Origin of the sequence: Helicobacter pametensis ATCC 51478, from assembly GCF_000518225.1 — a bacterium.
Lineage (GTDB): Bacteria > Campylobacterota > Campylobacteria > Campylobacterales > Helicobacteraceae > Helicobacter_G > Helicobacter_G pametensis.
Window position 1 is genome coordinate 107,465 of record NZ_JADE01000006.1, and the last position, 21,028, is coordinate 128,492.

At 42.0% G+C, this 21,028-nt stretch carries 6 protein-coding genes; all 6 read left to right on the top strand.

The features are described 5' to 3' along the window. Positions 1-175 precede the first annotated feature (175 nt). Genes T391_RS0100710 through T391_RS0100735 form a run of 6 tightly spaced genes read left to right on the top strand, consistent with a single transcriptional unit; the run spans position 176 to position 21,028 of the window. The gene (locus tag T391_RS0100710) at positions 176-1,105 is read left to right on the top strand and encodes an NAD(P)H-dependent glycerol-3-phosphate dehydrogenase (protein ID WP_027326729.1); all 930 of its coding nucleotides are present in this window, start codon (positions 176-178) and stop codon (positions 1,103-1,105) included. Further along, positions 1,105-4,074, top strand: a complete 2,970-nt coding sequence (locus tag T391_RS0100715; protein ID WP_027326730.1) for an autotransporter outer membrane beta-barrel domain-containing protein — start codon at positions 1,105-1,107, stop codon at positions 4,072-4,074. The genes T391_RS0100710 and T391_RS0100715 overlap by 1 nt, the downstream gene beginning before the upstream one ends. Then, positions 4,071-5,294: an autotransporter outer membrane beta-barrel domain-containing protein gene (locus T391_RS0100720; protein ID WP_027326731.1), complete on the top strand. Its 1,224-nt coding sequence runs from the start codon at positions 4,071-4,073 to the stop codon at positions 5,292-5,294. Before T391_RS0100715 ends, T391_RS0100720 begins: the two co-directional genes overlap by 4 nt. Then, complete coding sequence (locus T391_RS0100725) at positions 5,284-7,893, top strand: pertactin-like passenger domain-containing protein (protein WP_027326732.1); 2,610 nt, start codon at positions 5,284-5,286, stop codon at positions 7,891-7,893. Before T391_RS0100720 ends, T391_RS0100725 begins: the two co-directional genes overlap by 11 nt. Beyond that, entirely contained in the window at positions 7,890-15,299 is a 7,410-nt protein-coding gene (locus T391_RS0100730; protein WP_027326733.1) for a hypothetical protein, read from the top strand. Before T391_RS0100725 ends, T391_RS0100730 begins: the two co-directional genes overlap by 4 nt. After that, positions 15,296-21,028, top strand: a complete 5,733-nt coding sequence (locus T391_RS0100735; RefSeq protein WP_027326734.1) for an autotransporter outer membrane beta-barrel domain-containing protein — start codon at positions 15,296-15,298, stop codon at positions 21,026-21,028. Before T391_RS0100730 ends, T391_RS0100735 begins: the two co-directional genes overlap by 4 nt.

The window sequence follows — 21,028 nt, forward strand, 5'->3', positions numbered from 1 at the left end:
TTTGTTTTAGAAATAAAAGTTTGATTTAGTCTTGATCTTTAAATCTTTAGGATTATTTTGATGCAAGCAAATATCCTGTCTCTTGCGAGGATTCTGTCTGAAAAATATAGAAGTGCTGAAAAAGGGAATTATTTTTGTTTGTATCCACTCTAAAAAACAAAATGGATGATGTCGTATGAAGAAAATTGGTGTATTTGGAGGGGGGTCTTGGGGGAGGGCTTTGGCATTTGCCCTTTCCATTGAGAATGAAGTCAGAATCTGTTCGCGCCGTCCCCTTGAGCTTCCAAAAAGTCCAAATCCCATCATTCAAGCTCCCCTGCAAGAGATGATGGAGTGCGATTATTATGTCGTGGCGATCGCATCCTTTGCACTTAGAGAATGGCTTGAGCATATCTTTGTGCCAACTTTTGCCACACAAAATCCCACAAGAGAACCCAAGATCTTGTGTGCCAGCAAGGGGGTTGAAGAGGAGAGTGGGGCATTTGTCAGTGATATTTTTCAGCATTTTTTCCCCTCTCTCTCACTCTGTTTTCTTTCAGGTCCTAGCTTTGCCTCTGAGATTTTGCAGGGACTTCCCTGTGCACTTGTGATCAACTCGCTCAATATCCCTCTAGCAAGAGAGTTTAGGGAATTGATGCCAAGTTTTATCAAAACCTATGTGAGTCCTGATATCGTGGGGGGAGAGGTCTCTGGAGCTTACAAAAATGTCATAGCAATCGCTGGAGGGATCAGCGATGGTCTTGGGCTTGGGGGCAATGCCAAGGCTTCTCTTTTGGCACGAGGATTGGTGGAGATGTGTCGATTTGGAGAGCATTTTGGAGCCAAAATGGAGACATTTTTGGGGCTTAGTGGGGCTGGAGATTTGTTTTTGACTTCAAGTTCGACGCTTTCAAGAAATTATCGCGTGGGGTTAGGACTAGCTCAAGGGAAGCAAATAGAGCAGATTCTTAGAGAGCTTGGAGAAGTGGCTGAGGGGGTAAGAAGTGCTAGAGCTATTTCTCAGATTGGCAAAAAAGAGGGGATTTACACCCCCATTGCCTCTGAGGTGCAAAAAATCATCGAGGGTAAGAATCCACAAGAGAGCTTGAAGGCATTGATGAGATAATGAAGAAAACTTTGAGGTTATGTTTTTTGAGTTCTGTGCTTGCACAATCTCTTTATGCAATTGATGGAACCCAATGGAGTGATTTGGATCTAATAGATAGAGATTTGACGATCAATGAAAATAGCACACTCACAATTACATCAGTTGCTGCCCCTGATCGAAGAGGTCAATTCTTTGATCAAAATATTACTTTTAATCGTAATTTATTGATTCATCTCATTGTTAATCTGCAGGGGGCAAACCAAACGACTCCAATTTATCAGCTTAGCAATAATCAGCGCAATTCTTTTAGTGGTTCGGGATTATTGCAAGTTGTGATTGATGCCACTGGAGGAAACTATGCAAAGAGTGTTTTTAATTTTGATAACTCGACTTTGGTGATCAGCAATAAGACACATATCTCAGCTAGAAATCAAAGCCAAATTTTCTCAATTTTTAGAATGGGCAACACCAATGGTCAAATGGCTACACTTGAGACAGAATCAGACTTGATCGTTGATTTGTCCAACACACAAGGGGTATTTGGGGTTGATGGTACTTCGATTCGGGGGCGAAGGGCGATTTTTGATAATTCAGGGTTTACTAATATCAATACGCGAAATTCCACAACAGCACTTATTCAGCTCAATGGTGATATCTTTAATAGCGGGCATTTTTCTCTTAAGCTTTTGAACTCTCAGTCATTTTTTAGAGGGCATTATGATGTCTCTAGTGCTAATTCATCGGGGACCTTTACTCTGCAAAATGGAGCACGCATGGAGAGTGAAATTCTCTTCACTCCAGGTGCAAATGGGACTAGGTTTGACCTAGGCTTACACTCAAAATCTATTGCCAGGCTTAAAACCACCTTTCAAAGTCCAAATAGTCATTATGAAATCAGGGCAAATGATTCTTTGCTGTATGCTGATTTTGTTTATGAGAATCCAAACAATCTTCCTGCTGAATTTAGAGCTCAGGGGAAAATCACTTTGGATAATGGAGCGGTTTGGTATCTAAGCCAGAGCAATACGATTGATTATCTAGAGGTTAATAATGATATTTCCAAGATCACGCGCGAGAATCTCAAAGCCATCGATGGCCTCTCTGCTGTTGATATGAGGTTTAGAGATCAGGGTAGAGAATTGAGAGATGATCTTAGGATCACAGCAGATAATCGCTATGTGTTAAAGGCAGGTCAAATCAGGGGATCAAATGGGGTGTTTAGAATCTATGGTGTGTTTAATCGTGAGGGATGGACACCTCAAGGTAATATGGGAGAAGATAACTTTGAGACAATCGCCACAGATCAAATCGTTGCTGGGCAATTTTTTGACACACATTATATGCAGGTGTTTTGGAATGCAAACAATCTAGATAAAAGCATGCTCAATCAAAATCTTGAGCATTACAAGATCGTCGTAGCCAAGCAAAATAATAATGACCCTACATCAGAGCTCATTGGCGCTGTGACACCCATTGGCCTCTATAACTACATCACAAATCTCAAAAAAGAATCCATGCAATATACGACAGATGATGGGACATTGGGTATGGGGTGGCAATGGATTGTCTCCAATGTTCAGAGGGCAGATAACTCCTATCTCTCAAGATTGCTTGATTCTCTTTTCCAATCCCAATACCGCATCTTCAAAATGGAGAGTGATACATTCAATCAGCGTATGGGAGAATTGCGTGATATGGTGAGGGTGCATGGAGTATGGCTTAGGACAAAATATGGTCGTTTTAGTTCCAAATCCACACCCCAAACCACTGCCTCATGGGATGAGTTCACATCCATCTGGGCAGGATATGATCAAAACTTCACCGTGCTTGGTGGGAAAAACTTCCTAGGAATCGCACTCAATACCACAGCATTCAGAAATCATGGGATTGCTGAGGGGGATGATTTTAGTGGAGAGAGCTATTATGCAAGCTCTAGAAGTTATGGAATCTCTGTGTATGACACCTATATCTTTGATAATGGATTTTATATTGATTCCTTGCTTAAGTATTATCTGACCAATAATGACATAGCAATCCGCTCAGAGGTGCTTGCTGATAACTATCCTAAGTTTTTGACCCATGGACTTGTGGGATCTTTGGAGGTTGGCAAAAAGTTTAGACTACCTATCAGAACCCCAGATTTTGCCAATAGCTTTTATTATTTGAGGCCAGAGCTTCAATTTACATTTGGTTTCATTAGTGGCACAGATTGGACATTTCATGATTGGACCAACCAAGCAGTAAAGGCACGCCTAGATTATGACATCCCTGCCAATTTTAGAGCGGGATTGATGTTTGGACGCGAATTCAACAAAACTTTTCTTAAAGGAGATATTTATTTTGGGACTAGTGTGGAGTATGACATCAACACAGGGGGGGATTTGAGGCTAGAGGATTTCTTGGATAAGATGACTTTGGTGCACAAAGACAACTTCACTTGGAGGATCAATGCTGGAACCAACCTCATCCTCAATGAATATTGGAGGATCTATTTTGATATCGATACTTCATTTTTTGGGCAGATTAGCTCTACTTTCACACTCAATGGAGGAGTGAGGATCAATTTTGGGCGACTTCATCCAGTGATGCCCTATGTCACTCCAGATCGAGAGGTATTTGATCCTGAAATGTATCGCAAAGATCGCAGAACGATTCCAGAGGTGCAAAACTATGAAACTCAAGGGATTTTGGATAATTATAGTGGAGTGAGAAAGAAAAGGAATTTCTACAAGCCTCCAGTCAAAATCAAACAAAGACCCTATGGAGGAGTTCGCCCCAATGAGCCCATCCAATATGGAATCACTCCTCAGGTCAAAGAAGTGCCCAAAAATGAGCCTGTTTTCATCGATAACCCAACCTCTATCCAAGCACCTGAGAAAAATTACAAAAGAGATGCGACGACGCCGATATCTCCAAGTGTGATTCCTCAAAATACGCGTGATATGCAAAGCATCAGAGAAGGACTAAATAAGGGCTATCAAAAGTGAAAAAAACACTCATTCTTTATCTATCGTGTTGTTTGTCCTTGAGTGCTAGCTCGCTTGATAAAACGATCCAAGATCAGACTTTCAGTCTCTTTGCCTTGCATTCCAATGCCCTCTATACAGGGGATTTGAGGATGTATCGGTTTGATCATGGTATCTGGGGGGGTGTGCATTATGCCAAACAGAGCACCAAAGCATCTAAGGATTTGCTTGGCTCAAAGATGCATAGCATTTTGGCTCAAGGGGGATATGACCATGCCTTTGTCTTGAGGGGAGCACAGAATTTTTTGGGATTTGGGGTGGATTATAGTCATTCTTTTTTGGAAAGTGGATCTTTGCAAGGGCGAGCCAATGCCATCTCACTGATGCTTTATGATACCTTTGTGCATCACAGTCATTTTTATATTCATTCTGTGATGAAATATACCTTTGCTATGCAGGATTATCAAACTCTCTCATTGAATGCCCACTCAATCATTGGGAATCTAGAGTTTGGCTATAGGGCAAATTTTGCATCTTTTCTTTTTTTTCAGCCCTTGGTGAGTGTGGGTGGGGGATTTGCCTCAAGTGTTTTGGATCTAGGGAATCATTATCCGATTTTTGCAAGAGCTGGAGGGTTTTTTGGGTTAAATTTTTTTGGTAATGTGCATGGAGATTTGGCGATTGGAGGATTTTTGAATTCTGATTTGTTTATCTCTCAAGATGCTTTGATTGAGCGCAAGAATCTGCGTCTTTTGCTCACCTTGGGAAGCAATATCCATATCCACAAAAACTTCCGTCTCTTCCTTGGGGGATATATGGAGTTTTTTGGTGTTAGCAATGTGGATTATGGGGCAAGTGTGGGGATGAGGTTTTTGTTTGGTCAAAAACCTCACACTATCAAAAGATCTCCAAGTGATGCAAGGAATCTCAAGAGCATCCAGCAAGAGATGCTACATCAAGCACAGCTATCGCGTCAGCGTGTACAGGAGCGAACATATCTCAAGCCCTATGAATTGCAAGAGCGCTATGAGACACAAGATCGTCGAGATTCACCATTTGTGCAAGATGAGATCAAGTATGACAAGCGCCAAAGAGAGATTCGAGAGCGTTCGCGCTGGATTGACACAAGGCAAAATGAGCAAAATTATCTTAAACGGGATTTTTCCTCCATCCACCAGCGGGATATGGAGCGTATGAAATCCTACTATCGACGCGAGATAGAGAGAAAGTATGGCAAGTAAAAAACTTCTGCTCTGTTTGAGTGCTGTATGGCTTTGGGGGATGGAGATCAAGGATTGGAGCGAGCTTCCCCCAATAGGGATTACAGGTGATACTGTGGGGAATTTCAAGTATGATCAAACTGGGGTGAGCAAATATGTCTTAAATAAGCAGCTTTTCTTCATTGACCCTACAGTAACTTTGAGGATCAATGCCAATATCTCTGGGAATTGGACAAATGAGTCTTGTGGGGTGGTATTTTGCGCTGATGGCAACAAGGGGGATCAGAAAATCATTTCATTCAACAAAGGAAATGTGGTTTTTAATATCAATTCTTCAAATCTCACAGCACATGGTCTTGGATATTTTGCACTCACTAATGGCTCTGAGGTAACAATCAATAGCAATCTTTTGATCAATTTTTGGCCTGGAAGCGCATCTTTGGATGGGGTGTTTAGGATGGATGGATCAAGTTTGAATATCGAAGATGTAAACTTAAGTGTCGATGCTTGGGGGAAGACTTTGTTTAAAGGAGTGGGAGCCTCCAAAATCTCAATCAATCAAGGGGGGAATTATCAAAATCAAACCATCCGTCTATATGGAGATATGAGTTTGGGTGGAAATACAGAATTTGGATTGAAACTTGGGAATCAAAACTCTTATTATGAAGGCAATATCAATCTCTCTGATAGCGCCAAACTAGATCTCTATCTTTTAAATTCAAGGGCAGTTATTTTGAACTACAAACAAAGTGAGCGCTCCGATGGAAAGATTGAGCTTCACTCCTCCACTCTTGAAGCCACACTTGGCACTGCTAAGCAAACTGATCTTTTGATGCACTCTGGCTCTACTTGGAAAATGCAGGGCAATAGTGATATCAGAAATCTCACGATCCAATCTTCATCGATTGATTTTATGCTTGGGCGCTTTGGCCAGCCATTTTTTCAAAAAACCCTGAAAGCCAATGCCTTGAGTGGAGCTGGCACATTTATCCTCTATGCTGATGTGCAAGATAAGCAAATCGATACATCCACTTTCGCCCAAGCCTCTGGTCATCATAAAGTCAAAGTGTTTTATAACCCTCATACTTTCACACAAGAGAAGGCAGCTGCCATCACAGAGCGAGACAATATGGTGGTCGCCACGATCAATACTGCTGATTCTCAAGCTACCTTTGAGGGCTTATCGACTGATATGGGGATCACAAGCTACAAAACCAATCTTGTATCACGCTTTCAAAATGGAAGCATCCAATGGCTGATCTCTAGCATCACTCCTGATGGAGATAGCCCACTTTCTAGAGTGCTAAGCACGGCTTTGAACACTTCTTATCGCTTATTTGATGTGACTAGCTCGACACTCGCTCTAAGGCTAGGGGATTTGAGGGATTATCCTAGAAATCATGGACTTTATGCGCGCTATATCGTGGGGCTTGGAGATCTCAAAGAGGGGAAAAACACCTTGCAAACTCAAGATGTTTGGATGAGTTTTGCAGGGGGGTATGATGTCAATAAACCGTATAGAAATCACACAGACTTTTTTGGAATCGGATTTGAGGTGAGCATGATGGATTCTAAGAATGTGGCTTATGATTCTCAAACCCAAGCCTATGGTGCCAACCTCTACTACACCTCAATCTTTCATAATCGCTTCTACTATGATGTGATTTTGAAATATGCCTTTTCACCCAATGCATTTGAATTTAACAATCTTTACAATCTCGCGGGCAAAGCCTCATTTGATGCACATTTGATCACGCTTGGATTGGAAGTGGGTCAAAAGATCAGATTTAGTCAATCCAAGAACTTTTTTTATCTTGAGCCTCAGGGGAAACTCACAAGTGGAGTGATTTTGCCCACAGGCTTTGAGATCAGAGATGTGTATCAAGAGCGCATTGAGGGCAAACTCAAGATGCAAATCCCTCTCATCACTCGTGCTTCTTTGTATTTTGGATATGAGTGGAATCAAGGATTTAGAGGGGATTTGAAGCTTGGGAGCTTCGTGGAGTATGCTTTGAGCAATGGTGGAGATATCTTTCTCAAAGATTCCAAAAGTGAGCTAAGCAAAAGCTTTGATGGGGATTTGGATGTGGGAGTATCGATGATGGGGAGCATCGAGGTAGAAAAATTTTTGAGAGTGTATATGCAGCTTGATTCGGAATTTTTGGGGGATTATGCATCCAATGTGGCATTTAATATGGGGGTGAGATGGAGCTTTGGGGAGCGTTTGGAAGAGAGGAGATCATCTCTCCCTAGACCTGCTGTGCCTCCCAAAGATATCACAAGATTCAAACTGCGCTATCAGTATAAACAGCCCCAACGCACCATCCCAGTCATCCAAGAAGATGAGGTGAGTAATATGAAGCATCATGGCATCAGGCTCGATGAAGTAGAGAGGGAGTATCGCAAACCTCCAGCACGATCTGAGCCCTTGCTTCCAAATTCTGCTCCAGAGAGGAATGAGATTCGCTTCTATCCACAGGATGGATATCGACCCAGTTACCCAAGAGAATCTCAAAAAGAGTATAATCGTGGGAATAGAAGGGATACATATATCCCGCAGTATAGAGATAGTGTCGGCGTAAGCTCAGGTAGGATGTATAAGAGGGATAGCAAGCAGTGAATTTTGGAAGATATGCGACTTTGAGCCTTGTTGTATGTAACTTGCTTGCTGGAGTTGATTATACAAATTGGGGTAAAACTGACTTTAACGATGGGGATACAGTCACGATTGATAAGGACAGCAAGCCCCCCACAGTACTTCAAAATAAAAATATCGGTCTTACGGATGGAAAGCTCACAGTCACTGTCAATGCAGATGGAATGAAAGCACAATGCGGACTTATCGCTTGCTATGACAGTAGAGGACCTTATACGATCGGCTCTGAAGGAAGCACGATCGACTTCACTTTGAATGGGTATCCGACTGGGGACAATCAATGGCTTGGGGCTTTTAAGATTAGTAACAAAGCAAATCTAACTCTTGCTTCTGATATTAAGCTTACGATGAATACAAGAAAAGATGCATTTCAGGTCATAGAAAGCACATTAGATGTCAAAGGAGCTTTGACTATAACTGGAGCACTTTATGGTATCAATGCTCAATCTTCAAAGATCAATCTCAATAGTGGCAAAAAAATAGACATCACGGCAAATTTGAAATTTGAAAAACAGTCAACGGCAAACATCAAGCTTTCTAATGGATCAAAGATAGAAGGCCATACTACTGCAGAGAGTTCAACGATCAATCTAGATCTCAGTGGAGGGACAATAGCGGGTAACTTCACTGGAACAAATGGAACGATTTTGAATCTTGATGGCTCTAGTGGGAATTTCAATGGTAGCATCACAAATGCTGGAAAAACCAACATCGATCTAAAAGAGAGTGTAAAAATCAAGGGTGACATCAGTGCAAGTGGGACAACATTTGATCTGAAAATGAAGGGAGGGGAAATTGTAGGGAATGTCAGAGCTGATGCCAATACAAATACTATTGATATGCAAGAAAACTCCAAAATCAAAGGAAATATTACTTTTGCCCAAAAAGGAACTTTGAGTGCAAATGGAAACTCTATCGTGCAGGGAGGGATCACGACAGAAGCAGGCGCACAGGGAACAACGATCACCTTCAAAGATAGTTCTAAACTCCAAGATGGAACCTCAAATTTTAATGCTAGCACGACAGTTTTATTCCAAGGCAATGCACAAGCTGAGAAGGAAACCTTCAACCTCAATGGAGGAACGACAAGCATTACTTTTCAAGATAACGCCAAGATGAATAATGGATCGATCAATAACCAAAATGGCACGGCTAATATTACTTTTAAAAGTAGTGCACAGATGAATAATGGGACGATCAATGCTAATGGTGGAGAAACAAATATTACTGCTCAAGATTCTGCTAGCTTGAGTAATGTGATCACTCATAGTGGCGGACATATGAATGTAGGTTTTTCAAATAGTGCAAGCTTTACAGGAAACATCACTCAAACCGGAGGTCTTTCCAAGATCGACTTCAAAGAAACTTCAAAAATGACTGGAGATATCGATGTCTCTGGAGGAAGCACGACCACGATCAATTTTGGTGGAACAGCCAAAATCACTGGAGATGTCAATGCAAAAGGGGCAAACAACACAGTGACTTTCACAAATGGCACTGAGCTAGAGGGGAATCTTAGGCTTGATGGTGATAGCAAGGCTACCTTCACAGGAAGCAAAATCACAAAAGATGTAAATAGCGCAGGAAATTCCACTGTAAAACTTACCGAAACTCAGGTAGGCGGACACTTCCATCAAAGCACAGATGCACTCAAGCTCACAATGACAAAATCATTGATTGAAAGTGGATTTATGGGAAATCAAGCTTCTATCAATGAAGTCGAAATGGACAATAGTGGTATCTATAAAGGTGTGAAGCAAGATTCGGGTTCCTTGACACTCACTGCTGACAAAAGTGAGATCAAGGGAGGCTTTGAGGGGACAAGTCATTCTATCAATAAAGTCACGATGACAAGTGGAAAGCTTGAAGGTGGGATCAGGCAAAATACTGGACAATTAGACTTCAAATCGATGGGGACAAGTATCACTGGAGGTTTCACTGGGACCAATTCTACAAATACTTTGCAAATTTTGCGTGGGAATTTTAATGAGGGTGATATTACTCAAATTAGAGGAACACTCAAGGCAGAGATAGTTGGGCTAGAGAATGTCAGAGATTTTTTGGGGCAAGATTCTCAAAACATTGTGCATTTTTTGGACACAAAAGTTCACAATGTCACACAAAGTGGGGGGAGTCTGGAGTTTCGAACTGATGCTCTAGTAGAGGGAAATATCATAGGGAGCAATGCTAGCAATAATCAAATCTCTGTCACTGGAGCCAATGTCAATGGAGAGATCACGCAAGATACTGGGAGTATGGAGCTTCGTCTGACCAACTCCACAGTCTCAGGTGATGTGAAATCTAGTAATGCGACATTTGGGCTATATGCCAATTCTGCTATTTTTGAGAAAAATCTTGAGTTAATAAACTCTACCTCCACAGGACTGTCTGGAGAGTTTATCCTCAAAGGGGATTTCACTCAAACAGGCGGGACAAGTAATCTTGGCTTTTCAGATAGCAAGTTTAATGGAGTGACAAAGTTTAGCAATACGACCAATGCAAATTTGGTCTTCACAAAATCTGAAATCCAAAATGTTGAAGCTACAAATGGCAAAACTTCTCTTTCTTTTACTGAGAGCAAGATGAAAAATTTCACTGGACGCAATGGAGAGCACTCTGTAAATTTGGTCGGATCGGAGGCTGGGGATTTCACTCAAATAGGTGGATCGCTTAGCCTTTTTGCATCTTCACAGTCTAAGATCAAGAGCGTGACCGGAAGTAAGTATTCTAAGCTTGTGCTTTCTTTGAGCAACTCAGAAGTGACTGAAAATGTCAAAAATGTGGGCAATACCACAATCTCTATGCAGGATTCTGTGATCAAAGGGAATGTGGAGCAAGATGATGGAGATATGAATTTCACAGCGATCAATTCAAGTGTCGAGGGATCATATACTCAAAAGAAAGGAAGATTTAATCCAATCAGCTTGACAAAATCTTCGATCAAGCAGGGGATGATCTTGGAAGATGTCCGAGAAGGATCCATGACGCTGAATGATAAATCCTCTATCCTTCAAGGACTGAAATCCACCAATAGCAATATCAATTTTGTGCTTTTCAACGAGTCTTCTATCTCTGGCAATGGAACGGCAACTAAAGGGATCACACAAGATGGAGGAAGGATCACCGGCACACTCAATCAGGCTTCACAAATACGCGATGGGCTTGAGTTGAAAAATGGAGCGACCAATCTTTCACTGTATAACAAGTCCAAGATCTCTGGAGACATCAATGCCACCAATAATGAGACAACGATCTTGGTGGATAACTCTGAGATTGAGGGAAATATCACAGTGACAGGGAAATTCCTCCATCTCACCGCACAGAATCGTTCCACGATCAAAAGTCCTCAGTTGAAAGTAACGAATGCAGATCTGAAGCTTATCGTGGATACAAGCTCACAATTTATCGGGGATCTCACCCAGACAGGTAAGAATCAAGAAGTGGCAGTCAAACAAAATTCAATATTTAAAGGAAGCATCACAAACACAGATACAACAGGGACCATCACGATCAATAATGCCACTTTGACAGGCAATATCACCCAAACTGGCGGGAAGCTTGGACTAAATATTTCCAATAATGGGATCGTGGGGGGCAATGTCACACTTGAGGGTGCCAACACCAATCTCTCAGGAAGTGGGACTGGGAATCAGATCGGAGGCAATTTCACTCAGGCTAATGGAACCCTCACCGGTGCGATGAATGGACTGACTTTGAGGGGAACCTATACACAAACTGGTGGGACTTCCTCAGTGAGTTTCACAAACTCTGCCTTTCAGAGCAATACAACGATCACAAATGCAACAAGCTCAAGCCTGACTTTTATCAACTCCACGCTCAAAAACTACACCATCAGCGGAGGAAATGATAATACTCTAAAACTCCTTGATGGCACAACCATGACTGGGGATCTCATACTTAAGAACCAAGCAAAAGCATGGCTGAAGATGGAAAACTCCACGATCAGAGGGAATATCAAAGGAAGCGGAGATTCGACACTGAATTTCAACACACTCAATTCAACCATCACAGGAAATATCAACTTTGATACAGGGGGGATCACAGGGCAAACAAGCAATACAAAGATCAATGGAGACATTAAATTAAAAGACACGCAGTCCAATATTTCTTTTACCAATGGCAGTATCATCGGAGGTGATCTCTCGACAGAGAATGGCAACAATACGATCAAGTTTAATGGCTCTCAAATTGAGGGGGGGATCACAGCCAATGGTGGGGTCATCAAACTTGACTTGAGCAATGGATCAAAGGTGGGCAAAGATGTGATGTTTATCGATACCAAGGCACATCTCACAGGAAGCCCTGCGGGCAATGAGATCATGGGAAACTTCACCACACAAGGGACAACTTCAAGATCGATGTCTTTTCTGACAGGAGATATCTCAAGCCTCACGCTCCATGGCACTTTCACTCAAAACTTTGGGATATCAGACATTATCTTCAGACAAGATTCACTTTTCAAAGAAGAAGTGACAATCAATGAGGCAAACTCATCTCACTTGAAGTTTATCGATAGATCTGGGATCAATAGCACTGTCCAAATCATAGGCGGAGCAAGCAATCAGATCGATCTAGTCGGAAAGTCTTTCATCCAAGGAAATATCACCACCCAAAATAAAAGCACCACGACCATCACCGCTCAAGAGGGATCATCTATCATCGGGGATATCACTGCCACTGATGCCATCAAAACAGTGATCGCACTTGAAGGCTCGACTCTGCAAGGCAATATCTCTCAAAATGATGGGGAATTTAATCTTAGTGCTAGAAACTCTCAGATCAATTCAAGTGTGACAAAAGATCCCTATGGATTAAATCTTTCAAAAGTCAAAGCTAAGATTAGCCTCACTCAAAGCACTTATGAGACTTCACTAAATGCTAGTGATTCTACTCTTAGCATCTCACTTAGCAATCAATCTAGTCTCAACTCCATCCAAACCCCACAGTCCGCACTTTTAGAAAACTCCTCTCTCACAATCACTTCAAGCTCCTCAAATGTGGGGCTAAATTTGGATCAAAGCTCTGATAATGGGGGTGATCACACACTTAACTTTGCTTTCAGCAATTCTTCGACCTTCAATGGCAGTATCGATCTTAAAAATATCAAAGCCACCATGCTCTTTGATGATTCCAAATTCCTCTCTCCTGAAGTCAAGATCACGCAAGGAAGCCTAGATCTCACATACAAAAACGCTCGTCATGACACACATCGTGAGGAGAATCCAGAAGTAGTCCAATCTCTTGAGGCTTCAAATACAACGATCAAGATCACAGCCCAAGATCAAAGCCACGCAAAGATCACAAAGGCAGATTTTATCAGTACAGGGCTTACACTTATCTCTACTGGGGGTTCGCGTTTTGAGGGAGATGCTTTCACACTCAAGGGGACTTCAAAGGCAACATACACAGCCTCAAGCAATGGAATGATCAATGTCAATACCTTGATCCAGGGCAATGCAAACACATTGACAGTCAATCTTGAGGGGGGGATCTTGCTAGGAAGCATCGTGCAAGATAATTTTGCTTCAGGAGATGTGATCTTGAGACAAAATGGTGGGCTAGGGGGAAGGTGGGCAGTGAGCGATGATTCTAAGGTCAAAAATTTGGAGATCAAAAATCAAAATGGGGCGTTGCATGATGGAGCAATCTTTAGGCCTTCTTTTGATACTCCAGCTAGCCTTGTGGATTTTACACTCAATTTTGATGATCACAGGCAATCCTCAAGAGTGGGCAAAGAGTTGGTCGCTAGGCCAAAACCACTTGAAGATGGGACGATCCCTCCACCACGACCTCATCAGACTTATGCACGCACACTTTCTCTTGAGAATCTTTCTGGAAATAATGGATTGTTTAGAGTTTATACAGATCTTGGCACCAATCTTGCCGATCGCGTGGTCGCCAATAAGGCAAGTGGGGATCATATCATCCAAGTGATCTATCGCCCGCAAACATTTAAGATCGGAAGTCCTGATGGACGCATCGTCGTAGCCAGAGTCGATGATCCCACAACTCAAGTGAGTTTTTCGGGGACACAGACTGAGATCGGACTCAAAAGATATGACACAGAGATCATCAAAGAAAATGCACAAGGTGGAACTGGGTTTGAGTGGATCATCGGACAGACGACTCCAGTAGGCATCAGCTATAGCTCCAAGATCATCGCCTCTATTTTGCAAAGCCAATACCGTGCTTTCGCACTTGAGACAGATAGTCTGGATCGCAGACTTGGTGGACTTGAAAAGATCCAGAGAGATAGTGGGTTTTGGGTGAGGTCTTTTATCGGTCAGGCAAACAAGGAAGCCACAGACTATAGCACGAGTGCGACGGATAAGTATTATTCGATTTGGAGTGGAGCTGATTATAATGCTAAGGGATTGAGGGGGCATAATTTCTTGGGAGTGTTTTTCAACTATACGGGGATGAATACAGAAAGCAAGGATTATGTGGGAAATTCTTCTAACTTTGGTTTTGGGTTTTATAATGTGTTTAAAGCCTATAGTGGATTTTATTTTGATTTGCTTGCCAAATACATCTATACTTCAAGTAAATTTGAGATTTCTAACTACTCTTTGGAGACAAATCATCCTAAAATTTCCAATCATAAATTTTTGGCAAACTTTGAGATGGGACATACATTTTATCTAGGTGAAAAAAGAAAGAGCCTATACATCGAGCCACAGTTTCAGATCACCAGTGGTTACATTCAAGGCTACAATACAGAGTTTGTCGATGTAGGTGGAGAGAGGATTTTTGCATCTGTTGGGCATAATGCACCAGTATTGATGCGCTTGGGAACATTTGTAGGAAGATCATTTGGAGATAAAATTAGTGCAAATATCAAGGCAGGAACTTCTATTGCTTATGATGTCAATAGTGGAGGAGAGCTTAATTTCAGCGATAGTTCCAATGTGCTCAAAAAAGCTCAAGGTGGAGATTTTAGAATGCTTTTGAGCGCTCATGCAGATTTTAAGTTTGCCGATAGTTTGAGGATGTATACTTCGTTTGATGCAAGTTTTTTTGGGAGTTATAATACGGTGTTTAATATCAATTTGGGATTGCGCTTTGTCTTTGGGAGACGCAATGATATCGTCGCTGATGTGCCGATGGTGTATAACCCCTATGAACCAACTCCCCCACCCATTGATGATCGTCGGACTGTCCCTGTGATCAAAGGCTTCACGACACAAGATATCAATACCAATTACAGAGGCAAGAGAAGAGAAGTGCCAAGCTATAATAGAGGAAATGTCAGCTATCCAGCTCAGAGATACACCCCTCAGCCCATGATGCGGAAAAATTATCGTGATGAGGTTGATGTGATCAATCCTAACAATGGTGGCAATCCATGAAGAGACTGATGCCCGCACTCACTCTCTCAGCACTGCTTGTAGGCTTGAGCTATGGAGAAGATTGGAGTATTACAGATACACAAACAAAGACCATTACCGGTCAAACAATTGATAGTGTGAGTTTAACGGGTAGTGGAAAACTGACCGTTGAGAGCAGTGGGACAAACACAATCAACAAAATGATAATGGCATTTTTTCAAGAGGGAGCTGGAGCGACTTTCAATGTCAATAGTGGGAGTTTGGATCTTGATCTAAGCATTGCAAATATGAGTCATGTGAAAAATCATGTGAAGTTTGACATAAAAAATGGTGCGACACTGACACTCACAAGTGGGAAAAACAATGGAAAGCTTGGGATTTTTAGTGGAGTTGGCACAGATTTGGATGCTCAGATCAAAGGGACGCTTGTCGGAAGTTTATCAAATGATGGGAGCACCAATATCGTTCTTACAAAAGATGCCCAGATGCAAGGAAATATCATACAAACTGCTGGGACACTTGAGGCAAGGATAGAGGGGATATTGACTGGAGGGATTCAAATCTCTGGTAATACACGAGCCAATATTTTGGGGAATGAAAATCAATCTCCCACCAATCAAACAATCACAATCACAGGCAATGTTTCTCAAAGTGATGGCAAGCTCAATATGCAAATGGGCGGACTTCACTTGAAAGGCACTTGGATGCAAACAGGGGGGGAATCTGATGTCGAGTTTAAAGGATCTAAGTTTGATTCAAGTATTACGATTTCTAATGCTGTGACAGAGATGGATTTCAGAAATAGCACGCTTCAAGCAATTTCTGTCACGGGATATAATTTTTCTCTTGGAAGGAGCTCTATCTCCCTATATGAGGGATCCAAGATGGATAGTTTTGCAGGAAATAATTCCAAGGTGACGCTTTCACTCACTCAAGGATCCTCGATGAGCGGGGCTACTCAAAATGGAGGAGATTTCACGCTGAGCGTGGATGCTTCCACAGTCAATGGATCGATCTCGGCAAATTCAAGCTATCTGACTGTGACACTCAATAACAATAGCAATTTAAACGGTGGGATCACAAACTCTGAAGGGACTGGAAACTTTAATTTCAAGAGTTCTACCATCCGAGATAATGTCATGCAAACCAATGGAACTTTGTATTTGGAAGCCACATCAACCAAAATTGGAGGAATGTTTTCACAAAGTGGGGGGAATTTCTCGAAATTTCATTTAAGCGGTTCAACTATCGCTCAAGGAGTTTTGCTCACAGGCGTGACTCCTACTCAATTTGGTAATGAAGAAATCTTTAGGCTTTCTAATGGATCTGTGATCAATAATGGAGTCAAGATCACCAATGGTGTGGGACCTGTTTTGCGAGGGACTGTGTCTGATTCGACGATCAATGGGGGGTATGAGCAAGTCAATGATCCAGCGAAACAAAGGGAAGGTAAGGTCCAGCTAAGGTTTATTAGATCTAGTCTCAATGGAGGGGTGCGTGTCAAAGATGGCAATGGACGCAAAGTCGATGAGTGGATTTCAGCAGACTATATCACTGCACTTGAGTTTGAAAGTGGTTCTACTCTCAATGGTGGAGCGATTTCTGAAAATCATGCTTTGTGGTTGCGCTTTGATCGCTCAACGGGAAATGGAGGTATCAGTGCGACAGGAGGGGATCTCGTGGTGCGAGGGGATGGGAACTCAAAAATCAATGGCAGTATAACATCGCGCAATACCACGCAGTCCAAAATCCTTCTCTATAGCGGGACTCAACTTCATGGAAGTGTCACTCAAGAGGGGGGGCGACAAGATTTGAGGCTAGATAATGGACACATTTTTGGGGGTGTAAATAATCGCAATACAGATACACGCTTTTATGCTAGGAGGGGATCGCGTATCACAGGATCTTATACGCAGAATGGTGGATCACTCAGATTTGAGATGGGAGGAGGTGCGACAATCAATGGAAGTGTCACTCTAAATAATGTCATAACAACGATGAGCAATGGAAACATCCCCTCTTGGGATGAGACGATCAAGGGAAATTTCACCCAAAATGGAGGAAGTCTAGGTGGGTGGATAGCAGGACTTAAGCTCAATGGAACTTATAGACAAAAAGGAGGGACTTCAAATATCACTTATGCCGAATCATCCTTTGCTCAACCAACTTTTATTGATCAAGCAGATAGTACAAAAATCACTTTTGATCATGGTTCAAATCTCAAAAGTTTTACGATCACAGATAGTAACAAAAAAGATGGAAATGGAAAAAGCACCAATCATCTTAAGCTAGATCGTTCAACAACTCTCCATGGTAATTTCACTCTCATTCGCTCAAGCTCTAAGCTTACTGTGATTAATAGATCTAGAATCACAGGAAATGTGATTTCTAAGGACAAAGAAAATGAGATTGACATCGAGATCGGAGGGGGTGGATCGATTGGGGGAAATATTGAGATAACTGGGGGCAAGGCTGAAGCAGATATCAATGGAGGAAATATCGGAGGAGATATCAAGCTGGTGGATGCCACATCGCATTTTCACTTCAAAGATTCGACAATCGGTGGAAGTGTCAATATCACACGCGGCAATACAGTGATGACCCTTGATCGTACAAGCATTGGCAAGGGGTTTGAGATGACGGGTAAGGGAGAAAAGAATCCTAGCCTTGTCCTAACGATCAGTAATGGAAGCACGATCACTGGGGATGTAAATTTTAGCGAGACAGATGTCTATCTAGGTGGGATGGGAGAGGGGAGTGTCATCCAAGGAAATCTAATCTCAACCAATACAAATCTAATCAATACCAAGCCTGTAAAGATCGAAGATCTCCATCCTGGCAAAGAGCCGACATTCCCTCTCCCCGCCTCAGGTCTCACGATTGAAGGAGATTTCAAGCAAGAGGGCGGGACATTGGACTTTGTGATGACCAATAAATCTGGCATCATCGGAGAGACAAGCTTAAGCAATTCTAAGTTTTCACATCTAAAGATGGATAATGCCTCCACTCTTGGAAAAATAACTATCGATAATGTCAGTGATGCTTTGATTTTCCTTGACCATGGATCTTCTCAAAAAGCTGGAGGAGATGGGGGTCAGAGTGGTATCACTCTGATTGATTCCAAAGTCGTGCTGAAAGGTTTCAATGGATCCTCTTTCACAAGTGATGTCAAGGTTGTCTCAAATAATAACTTTCTTTCAGATACAAAGATCTATCTTGATAACCGATCTCAACTCGCAGGAAATATTACTCAAAGCAGTGGGACCTTTCTCCTAGATGGTCAGAATTTTTCTGAAGTCAAGGGGAATATCAACATCAGCAATGTGCAAGCTACAATCAATCTCAATAATCGCTCTAAGATTTTTGGAGATCTCACCGCAAATAAAAGCACAGTCAATATCACTCTCAATAATGCCTCAGAGATGCACTCCAATATCACCTCAACTGCAACACCTCTGATCAATGTCAATGCTCACAATGGCTCGATTTTGGCGGGTTCTATCACACATGCTGGAGCAGCCAAGGGAAATGAGTTTAACTTCAAGATGAACTTTACGGGCAAATCTACTTTGCAAAATACAACGACAACAATCAATGGAGCGATGCAAATCCTTTCTAATAACTCTACGATCAATTCTGATTCGATTAATCTCGCACATGGGCGCTTTGAATTGTCTTTGGATAATCGCTCTGATGGTGTGATCAAAAGTATGACATCAGGTGGAGTTAATGCCATCAATATCTCCACGACCAATTTCTCAGATAGTGTGATTGAGAATTTAACGATTTCAGATCGAGCCACACTCACACTTGTGGCAAATACAGGAGCGAGAATCTCAGGAAGTTTATTTACAAAAGAAAGTTCCTCAGCGACATTGGTTTCCCTAGGCAATGCGACGATCAATTTTGATATCACCCCAGAAGATCAATCAATACTCAAAATTGCCCTCAATGGCGGAAAACTGATGGGAAGGATTATTCAGGGAGATCCTAAACTTGGAGAGGCGACACTTGGATCAAGTGGTGGCTTTGGTGGTCGCTGGATCATGACTGGGGATTCTGCACTCAAATCATTGAGTGTCAGCAATTCTCCCTCGATCGTCCAAGATGAAACAGTGATGTTTATGAGCGTAGAAGATTCTCCTATCAGCATGGTGGATATGACTAGAGATAGAAATGAAGCTGTGGTGGGGAGAAGGATAGGCAAATCAATGATCACTCCTGGGATCACCCCACAAGATGGACAGACCAATGCTAGGACACTCCATCTTGGAAGTCTTGGGGGATTGAATGGGGTGTTTAGAGTCTATACAGATATTGGAGCAGAGCTTTCAGATAAGATTGCTGCACAATCAGGCGTGGGTGAGCATATCATCCAAGTGTATTACAATCCAGCGACCTATACAACCAATCTTGATGGAAAATACATCGTTGTCGCTCATATTGATGATGAGGGCACGACAGCAAACTTTGTAGGTGGTCCCACTGAGATGGGAAATCATCGATATGAAACAGAGCTTGCAAAAGTTCCCACAAGAGGTGGAACGGGGGGATGGGACTGGATTTTGGGCAACATAAAAAATACTGGTCCTTCTTATGGGACGAAGGTGATCGCCTCGATTTTACAAAGCCAGTATCGCTCCTTTGCAATTCAGACTGAGACACTCAATCAGCGCTTAGGCGAACTCAAAGATCTTAAGCGAATCGATGGATTGTGGGCAAGATATTACATGGGGGTCAATAGCACAAGAGAGACCAACAATCACATCAAGGTCGATGATAGCTATTATTCTGGATGGCTAGGATATGATCAAAATTCCCTCTCTCTTAGGGGACAAAATTTCTTGGGATTTGCCTTGAGCTATGCACTTGTGAATCCCAATAGCAAAGACTATACTGGAAGCATTCATAATATCGGATTTAATTTCTATGATGTGTTTGTGGCTAAGAATGATTTCTATGTAGATATCGTAGCTAAGTATATTTTGAGCTATGGGATGTATGATATTAGTTATTACTCTTTGGCTAAAAACTCTCCCAAATATTACAATCACAAATTTATGGTCAATGCCGAGATTGGCAAGAAATTCAAGCTTGGACAAAAAAGAAGAAATTATTTCTATCTTCAGCCCGAGGCTCAAATCACAAGTGGATATATTTTGGGCAATGAGCTTGATTTCATCGATGCATCCAACACCAATATTCATGCCATTTTGGGTGATACATTCCCAGTGATTATGCGAGCGGGATTGATTGGTGCGTATGCTATGGAGTATTTTTCATTTAAAGGCGATATTCGCTTGGGTGCTTCATTTGTATATGAAGTAGGGACTGGAGGAAGTGTCGATCTTGATGATGGTCATAGTATTGTGAGCTACAAATATGGGGGAGATTTTCACTTGCTTTTGCAAGCTGGAGCCAACTTCATCCTCAATGATTCCTCAAGAGTGTATTTGGAGGCTTCTACAGGATTCTTTGGTGATACCAACACAGCTTATGCGATCAATGCAGGTGTGAGATTTAATTTTGGTCCTAAAAATACACGAAGACTCAAAGTCCCCTCATCAATGCCGCCTCCTCCACCTCCACCTAAGCCAGAATATGATCCTAGAAATATTCCAGTCATCACTGACAATACAAAAACAGATATTAGAAACAACAATGAGGTCAAAAAGACTCCTGCTTATAGCAGTGATTACTTCATCAATACACGGAAAAATTTCAGAGATTCAACAAGCATCAAAAGATGA

Excerpts from the sequence above, each read along its gene's own strand:
- T391_RS0100710 (WP_027326729.1), top strand. The coding sequence starts at position 176 with ATGAAGAAAATTGGTGTATTTGGAGGGGGGTCTTGGGGGAGGGCTTTG.
- T391_RS0100715 (WP_027326730.1), top strand. The coding sequence starts at position 1,105 with ATGAAGAAAACTTTGAGGTTATGTTTTTTGAGTTCTGTGCTTGCACAA.
- T391_RS0100725 (WP_027326732.1), top strand. The coding sequence starts at position 5,284 with ATGGCAAGTAAAAAACTTCTGCTCTGTTTGAGTGCTGTATGGCTTTGG.
- T391_RS0100735 (WP_027326734.1), top strand. The coding sequence starts at position 15,296 with ATGAAGAGACTGATGCCCGCACTCACTCTCTCAGCACTGCTTGTAGGC.